General features: G+C 68.5%; 7 protein-coding genes and 1 pseudogene. All 8 read right to left on the bottom strand.

All coding sequences use genetic code 11. The annotated features are described in order from the left end of the window. Positions 1-274: pseudogene (locus tag ACFE71_RS14180) on the bottom strand (polyribonucleotide nucleotidyltransferase); the annotation flags it as partial. A gap of 239 nt (positions 275-513) precedes the next feature. Continuing rightward, positions 514-783 (bottom strand): 30S ribosomal protein S15, encoded by a 270-nt coding sequence (gene rpsO, locus ACFE71_RS14175; protein WP_375429413.1) that lies wholly within the window; start codon positions 781-783, stop codon positions 514-516. A 16-nt stretch (positions 784-799) separates the two neighbouring features. Further along, positions 800-1,738: a tRNA pseudouridine(55) synthase TruB gene (gene truB, locus ACFE71_RS14170; protein ID WP_375429414.1), complete on the bottom strand. Its 939-nt coding sequence runs from the start codon at positions 1,736-1,738 to the stop codon at positions 800-802. Beyond that, positions 1,735-2,418 carry a site-2 protease family protein gene (locus ACFE71_RS14165; RefSeq protein ID WP_375429412.1) on the bottom strand — a complete coding sequence of 228 codons (684 nt, stop codon included), beginning with the start codon at positions 2,416-2,418 and terminating at the stop codon, positions 1,735-1,737. The genes truB and ACFE71_RS14165 overlap by 4 nt, the downstream gene beginning before the upstream one ends. A 24-nt stretch (positions 2,419-2,442) precedes the next feature. Next, positions 2,443-3,021 carry a thymidine kinase gene (locus ACFE71_RS14160; protein ID WP_375429411.1) on the bottom strand — a complete coding sequence of 193 codons (579 nt, stop codon included), beginning with the start codon at positions 3,019-3,021 and terminating at the stop codon, positions 2,443-2,445. 74 nt (positions 3,022-3,095) lie between these two features. After that, on the bottom strand, positions 3,096-4,277 hold the full coding sequence (locus ACFE71_RS14155) for a glycerophosphodiester phosphodiesterase family protein (RefSeq protein ID WP_375429410.1): 1,182 nt from the start codon (positions 4,275-4,277) through the stop codon (positions 3,096-3,098). Between the two features lie 118 nt (positions 4,278-4,395). After that, on the bottom strand, positions 4,396-4,782 hold the full coding sequence (gene rbfA, locus ACFE71_RS14150) for a 30S ribosome-binding factor RbfA (protein ID WP_375429409.1): 387 nt from the start codon (positions 4,780-4,782) through the stop codon (positions 4,396-4,398). A gap of 113 nt (positions 4,783-4,895) precedes the next feature. Further along, on the bottom strand, positions 4,896-6,898 hold a 2,003-nt coding region (infB, locus tag ACFE71_RS14145), incomplete at its 5' end, for a translation initiation factor IF-2 (RefSeq protein ID WP_375429408.1).

Raw genomic sequence — 6,898 nt, 5'->3', positions numbered from 1 at the left:
TGGTGAGCGTCTCGCGCTCGGTCGCGCCGCGCTCGCGCTTGAAGAAGCCGCCGGGGATCCGGCCGCTGGCGGAGAACTTCTCCTGGTAATGGACGGTGAGCGGGAAGAAGTCCTGGCCTTCCTTGACCGACTTGGCGGCGGTGACCGCGCAGAGCACGACCGTCTCGCCGAGCGTCGCCATCACGGCGCCGTCGGCCTGGCGGGCGACGCGGCCCGTTTCCAGGGTCAGCGTCTTGCCGCCCCACTGGATGTCTACTTTCTTGGTGTCGAACATGTGATTTCCTTCACTCCGCGCGCCAGATGCGGGCGGGGCCTGTGTGCGGACCAAAGACGGTCCGACTTTTTCCGTTCGCCCTGAGCTTGTCGAAGGGTCGACCTTCCTACGCTGGAAGGTGAAACAACGATGCTTCGACAAACCCCGGATCAAGTCCGGGGACGAACGGGGCAGGGTGGTCCGCCGGATTGCGTTCCACCCGGATAAGAAAAGAGCGCCGCGAGGGCGCTCCTTTCCGGTTACTTGCGAAGGCCGAGCTTCGCGATGAGGTCGAGATAGCGCTGGCCGTCGGTCTTGCGGAGATAGTCGAGCAGCGTGCGGCGCTTGTTGACCATCATCAGCAGCCCGCGGCGGCTGTGGTTGTCCTTGGCGTGGCCCTTGAAATGGCCGGTCAGGTTCTTGATGCGCTCGGTGATGATCGCGACCTGCACCTCGGGGGAGCCGGTGTCGCCTTCGACGCGCGAATATTCGGTGATCAGCGCCTGCTTGCGCTCGGGAGTGATCGACATCGGGGTACCTTTCAGATCAGAGGTTGAAGCCCCGGACGACGCGGACCTCCTGGGTCCTGACCTCCACCAGCGCCACGGGCACATCGTCCAGCATCGCGAAGTGTTGGCCGTCATCGGCGGCGATCCCGGCCAGAACGCGCCCCTGTCGGAGCGCCCCTGCCTGGTCGGGAGTGAGAAGCAAAGCCGGGATGTCGTCCAGCCCCGCCCTCAACGGCAGGAGATGATGTTCAAGCGCGCGCTCCTGCCCGAATTCGGCCAGTTCGTCCAGCGTTATCGCGGCGGCGAGGTCGAAGGGGCCGGCCCTGGTGCGGCGGAGCATCGTGACATGGCCAACGGTGCCGAGCGCGTGGGCGATGTCGTGGGCGAGCGAGCGGATGTAGGTGCCTTTGGAGACGTGGGCGGTGAGGCTGATCTCGTTGTCCCCCTCCACCACCGGCCCAAGAAGGCCGGCGGTCCCCCTCCCCCGCTTTGCGAGGGAGGAAAAGGTGAGGGCGTGGATTGTCACGTTCCGGCTTGCGAGCGTCACCTCCTCGCCCGCGCGGGCGAGGTCGTAGGCGCGTCTGCCGTCGAGCTTGAGCGCGGAATAGGCAGGGGGCGTCTGGGCGATCGGGCCGGTGAAGCGGGGGAGAACGGCTTCGACCTCGGCGGCGGTGGGGCGGACGTCGGAGGTCGCGACGACCGCGCCCTCGACGTCGAGGGTCGCGGTCTCCTCGCCGAAGCGGATCGTGAAATCGTACATCTTGTCGCCGTCGAGCAATCGCCCGGCGAGCTTGGTCGCTTCGCCGAGCGCGATCGGCAGCACGCCGGTCGCGAGCGGGTCGAGCGTGCCGCCGTGCCCGACCTTGACCTTGGGATAGCCGCCCGCCCGGAGCGCGCGCTTGACCGCCGACACGGCGTCGGTGGAGCCGAGCCCGAGCGGCTTGTCAATGATCAGCCAGCCGTTCACGTGGGTCAGCCGAACGCGCGGGCGATGCCGATGAAGAACGCGACCGTCGCGCGCGCGGGCGGCGCGACGATCCGCTCGACGATGTTGGCGCTCGGGACCAGCATGGGGAGGACCACGAGAAGGCCGATGAGGAACAGGAAGCCGTAGCGCCCAATCTTGGCGTATTGGCGCGCGAGCGGGCGCGGCAGCATGCCCTCGACCAGATGCCCGCCGTCGAAGGGCGGTAGCGGCAGGAGGTTGAAGAGCGCCAGGAACACGTTCACGACGATGAAAGAGAAGAGCAGGTCGGCGGCGAAGCGCGCCGCGCCCGCGGGCTGATCGCCGAGCGCGAACACCAGGCCGAGCGCGATCGCGCCGATGCTGGCGAGGAGGAAGTTCATCCCGGGCCCGGCGAGCGCGACGAGCATCATGCCCGTGCGCGGCTCGCGCAGGCGGGTCGCGTCGACGGGGACGGGCTTGGCCCAGCCGAACACGGGCGCGCCGGCGACCGCGAGGCTGAGCGGCAGGATCACGGTGCCGACCGGGTCGACATGGCGGACGGGATTGAAGCTCAGGCGCTTCAGGTCCGCGGCGGTGGGGTCGCCGAGCCACTTGGCGGCCCAGCCATGCGCGACCTCGTGGAACACGATCGCGACGAGGAGCGGCACGATCCAGATCGCGGCGCGGTAGAACAAGTTGTCGGGGGTCATAGGCCGGATATGGGGTGGGCGGGGCTAGGCGGCCAGCGCCTCGGCGTGATGGCGGCGGCAGAGGGCGATGTAACGTTCATCCCCACCGATCTCGGTCTGCGCGCCCTCGACCACCGCGCGGCCGTGCGCGTCGACGCGCAGGTTCATCGTCGCCTTGCGGCCGCAGGTGCAGACCGACTTGATCTCGACCAGCGCGTCGGCGAGCGCGAGGAGGCGCGCAGAGCCTTCGAACAGTTCGCCCCGAAAGTCGGTGCGAAGGCCGTAGGCGAGGACGGGGACGCCGTGCCCGTCGGCGATGCGGGCCAGCTGGTCGACTTGGGGACCGGTCAGGAACTGCGCCTCGTCGACCAGGACGCAGGATAACGGGTCGCGTCCGTGATCGGTGACGACAAGCGCCTCGATGTCGGTGTCGGCACGGAACATCGTCGCGGGCGCGGACAGGCCGATGCGGCTGCTGATGGTCCCCGCCGCGAACCGGTCGTCGAGGGCGGCGGTGAACAATGCGGTCCGCATCCCGCGCTCGCGGTAGTTGAAGTCGGCCTGGAGCAGCGTGGTCGACTTGCCCGCGTTCATGGAGGCGTAGTAGAAATAGAGCTTGGCCATCCCCGCGCGGCTGACCGGATCGATGTTCCCGGGTCAAGGGCGGCGGATCGTCCGCCGCCCCTTTTCCTTGGCGGTCAGGCCATGGCGAGCGCGTGTCGCCGCCGCCGCCCCGCGCGCAGGCTGGCGCCGATCGCCCCCATGCCGACGATCATCATCGCCCAGCTGGCGGGCTCCGGCACCGCGCCCGCGACGAAGCGGTCCACCGCCGCGCGGCCCAGGTCGGGCGCGTCGACGAAGATGCCGTCGACGCCCGCATCGAGGAACGCCATCAGCTCGCCCATTTGGTCGCCATAGGCGTTCGGGTTCGCGCCGATGCGGAAATCGGCGGGCAGAAAGATGTTCTCGGGCCGGAAAGTATAGGGCGTGACCAGCAATCCGGCGGCGTGCGCATCGCCCACCAGGCTGGTCGGCGACAGCAGGAAGCCGGCCGCGTCGCGTGGGATGATCGAGCCCTTTTCCGGCCCGATCAGCTCGGCGTAATCGTTGATGAAATTCAGCCCGGTCACCGACAGCAGGTCGCCGTAGGTGCGCGTGTCGCCCGACAGCGTGAAGTCGTACGGCCGGCCGGCGGCCCCGCCGGTGAGCTGCACGAGGCGAATGTCGGTCAGGCCGTTCAGGAACTGGAGATTGCCGACTTCGAAGGACTGAATGATCACCCGGTCCGACGCGCCGTTATAGCCGTTGGCGTTCAAGGTCGCGAGCAGCGGCTCCTCCAGCGACAGGCCGATCGAGTCGAAGTAGGTCGGGTGCTTGGTTTCGGGGATGATGCCGATCGTACGGCCGGTCGACGCCTCTTTCTGCCGGACGAGGTCGATCACTTCCTGCAGCGTCGGCACCTCGAACTGGCCGTCATAGGCGGCGTTGCCGGGCCGGGTCCCGGGAATCCGCTCCTTGGCCTTCAGCGTCTTGAGCTCGGCCAGCGTGAAGTCCTCGGTGAACCAGCCGGTGATCGACACGCCGTCGATCATCTTGACCGCCCGCCGCCCGGCGAATTCGGCGCGCAGGCCGACGTCGGTCGTTCCGCCGATCTCGTTCTCGTGGCGCGCGACCAAGATGCCGTCCCTGGTCGAGACGAGGTCGGGTTCGATATAGTCGGCGCCCTGGTCGATCGCGAGCGCATAGGAGGCGAGCGTGTGCTCGGGCCGGTAGGCGCTGGCGCCTCGATGGCCGAGAACCAGCGGGTCGGCGACCGCGATCGCCGGCATGGACGCGACGGCCAGCGCCAGCGCGGCAGACATCTTCCGGTACGACTTCATGGCCTCGGCTCCCTCTTCGGTGGAGGGCCGATCCAATCACGCCGACATGTCCGGGTGACGTCGTTATGGTTAAGGTTACATGGCGGATCGATGACGTCCGTCTTACGCTCGCGGACGATCAGTCGGCGTCCAGGTCCCGCGCCACTTCCGGCTTGCGCAACAGGGTGTCGATGCGGGTGCCCTCGTCGAAGCTTTCGTCGGGCAGGAATTTCAGCTTGGCGGCGTACTTGGTCCGCACGCGGTGGGCGACCTCGCGCTGGAGGTAGGCGGTGTTGGTGCGCAGCGCTTTCAGCACCGCCTCCTCGTCCTGTCCGAGCAGCGGCTTCACGAAGGCGGTGGCGTGGCGCAGGTCGGGGGACATGCGGACCTCCGTGACGGAGACCATGTGCTTGGCGAGCGTGTCGTCATGGACGTCGCCGCGCGCGAGGATCTCCGACAGGATGTGGCGGACCTGCTCGCCGACGCGCAGGGTGCGGACGGAGCGTTCGGGTCTGTCGGTGTTCATTCAGCTCCCTCTCCCGCTTGCGGGAGAGGGCTGGGGAGAGGGGCTGTCTCAAACGCCAGCTCTCCGACCAGCCCCTCTCCCCGACCCTCTCCCCGGAGGGGAGAGGGAGAGCGTTACAACGTGCGTTCGCGGAGTTCGACCTCGAAGGTTTCGAGGAAGTCGCCCGGCTTGATGTCGATATAGTTGCTCGAGAAGGTCACGCCGCATTCCAGGCCGGCGCGCACTTCGGGGACATCGTCCTTGAAGCGCCGCAGGGAGGCGATCTCGCCGTTGAAGACGATGACGTCGTTCCGGGTGATGCGCGCCTTCAGCGCCTTCCTGATCGCGCCCTCGACCACGAGCAGGCCGGCGGCCTTGCCGTGCTTGCCGGCCGAGAAGACCTCGCGGATCTCCGCGCGGCCGACCACAGTCTCGAACGCCTCGGGGCCGAGCTGCCCGGCCATGCCCGCGCGAATCTCGTCGGTCAGGTCGTAGATCACGTCATAGTACTTGAACGCGACCTTGGTCCGCTCGGCGATCTCGCGCGCCTTGGCGTTGGGGCGGACGTTGAAGCCGATGATGGGCGCCCCCGACGCGGCCGCGAGCGTCACGTCGGACTCGGTGATGCCGCCGACGCCCGCATGGAGGATGCGCGCGCGGATCAGGTCGGTCGAGATCTTGTTGATCGCTTGCGAGATCGCCTCGACGGTGCCTTGCGTGTCCGCCTTCACGACGAGCGGATACTCGATCGCCTGGTTGGCCTTGAGCGCCGAGAACATCGTCTCGAGGCTCGCGGGGGCCGAGGTGGTGCGCTTCTGCGTGAGCACGCCGCGGCGGTACTCCGCGACCTCGCGGGCGCGGGCCTCGTTCTCGACGACCGCGAGCGGGTCGCCCGCCGAGGGGACGCCGGAAAGCCCGAGCACCTCGACCGGCATGGCGGGGCCCGCCTCCTTGATCTGGCGACCCTTGTCGTCGACGAGCGCGCGAACCTTGCCCGACTCCGCGCCGATGACGAAGATGTCGCCGACCCGGAGCGTGCCCCGGTTGACGAGCACGGTCGCGACGGGGCCGCGACCCTTGTCGAGCTTGGCCTCGATCACCGTGCCCTCGGCCGGGCGGTCGGGGTTGGCGCGCAGTTCGAGGAGCTCGGCCTGGAGCTGGATCTTCTCGATCAGCTGGTCGAGCCCGGTCTTCTTGAGCGCGGAGACCTCGACGTCCTGCGTGTCGCCGCCGAGCTCCTCGACCACGACCTCGTGCTCGAGCAGCCGCTCGCGGACGCGTTGGGCGTTGGCCTCGTACTTGTCGATCTTGTTGATCGCGACGATCATCGGCTTGCCCGCCGCGCGGGTGTGGTTGATCGCCTCGATCGTCTGCGGCATCAACCCGTCATCGGCGGCGACCGTGAGGACGACGATGTCGGTCACGTCCGCGCCGCGCATCCGCATCTGCGTGAACGCCTCGTGGCCGGGGGTGTCGAGGAAGGTGATCTTCGACTTGTCGGGCATCTGCACCTGATAGGCGCCGATATGCTGGGTGATCCCGCCCGCCTCGCCGCGCACCACGTCGGTGCCGCGCAGCGCGTCGAGGAGCGAGGTCTTGCCGTGATCGACATGGCCCATGATCGTGACGACGGGCGGCCGGGGTCGAAGGTCCTCGACGGCGTCGGTGCCGGTGTCGAGCGCGAGGTCGATGTCCGAATCGGACACGCGGACGATGTTATGGCCAAACTCGGTGACGAGCAGCTCGGCGGTGTCCTGGTCGATCAGCTGGTTCATGGTGACGGGCGAGCCCATCTTGAACAAGGTCTTGATCAGGTCCGCGCCCTTTTCCGCCATGCGGTTGGCGAGTTCCTGGACGGTGATCGCCTCGGGCACCTGGACATCGCGGACCTGTTTGGGCTGCGCGTCGCGCGGGCCGAAATGGCGCTTCTCCTTCTCGCGGGCGCGCTTGAGCGCCGCGAGGCTGCGCGAGCGCGCGCCGTCGTCGCCGAGCGCGCGGGTGACGGTGAGCTTGCCCGACGTGCGGCGGTCGTCGCCCTTGCGGTCGCGCTGCGTCGGGCGGCCGGGGACGGCGTTGCGCGGCGTGGCCTGGCCCGCGGGGAGGACGCGCGCGCCGGTGGCGCCGGCCGCGCCACGCG

The organism is uncultured Sphingomonas sp. (assembly GCF_964237155.1).
Taxonomy (GTDB): Bacteria; Pseudomonadota; Alphaproteobacteria; order Sphingomonadales; family Sphingomonadaceae; genus Sphingomonas.
Note: the sequence above shows the minus strand (reverse complement) of the source record. Positions and strands in the feature narration are given on the sequence as shown.

Coding starts and splice junctions, on each gene's coding strand:
- rpsO (WP_375429413.1), bottom strand. CDS start 783: ATGTCGATCACTCCCGAGCGCAAGCAGGCGCTGATCACCGAATATTCG.
- ACFE71_RS14165 (WP_375429412.1), bottom strand. CDS start 2,418: ATGACCCCCGACAACTTGTTCTACCGCGCCGCGATCTGGATCGTGCCG.
- ACFE71_RS14160 (WP_375429411.1), bottom strand. CDS start 3,021: ATGGCCAAGCTCTATTTCTACTACGCCTCCATGAACGCGGGCAAGTCG.
- ACFE71_RS14155 (WP_375429410.1), bottom strand. CDS start 4,277: ATGAAGTCGTACCGGAAGATGTCTGCCGCGCTGGCGCTGGCCGTCGCG.
- rbfA (WP_375429409.1), bottom strand. CDS start 4,782: ATGAACACCGACAGACCCGAACGCTCCGTCCGCACCCTGCGCGTCGGC.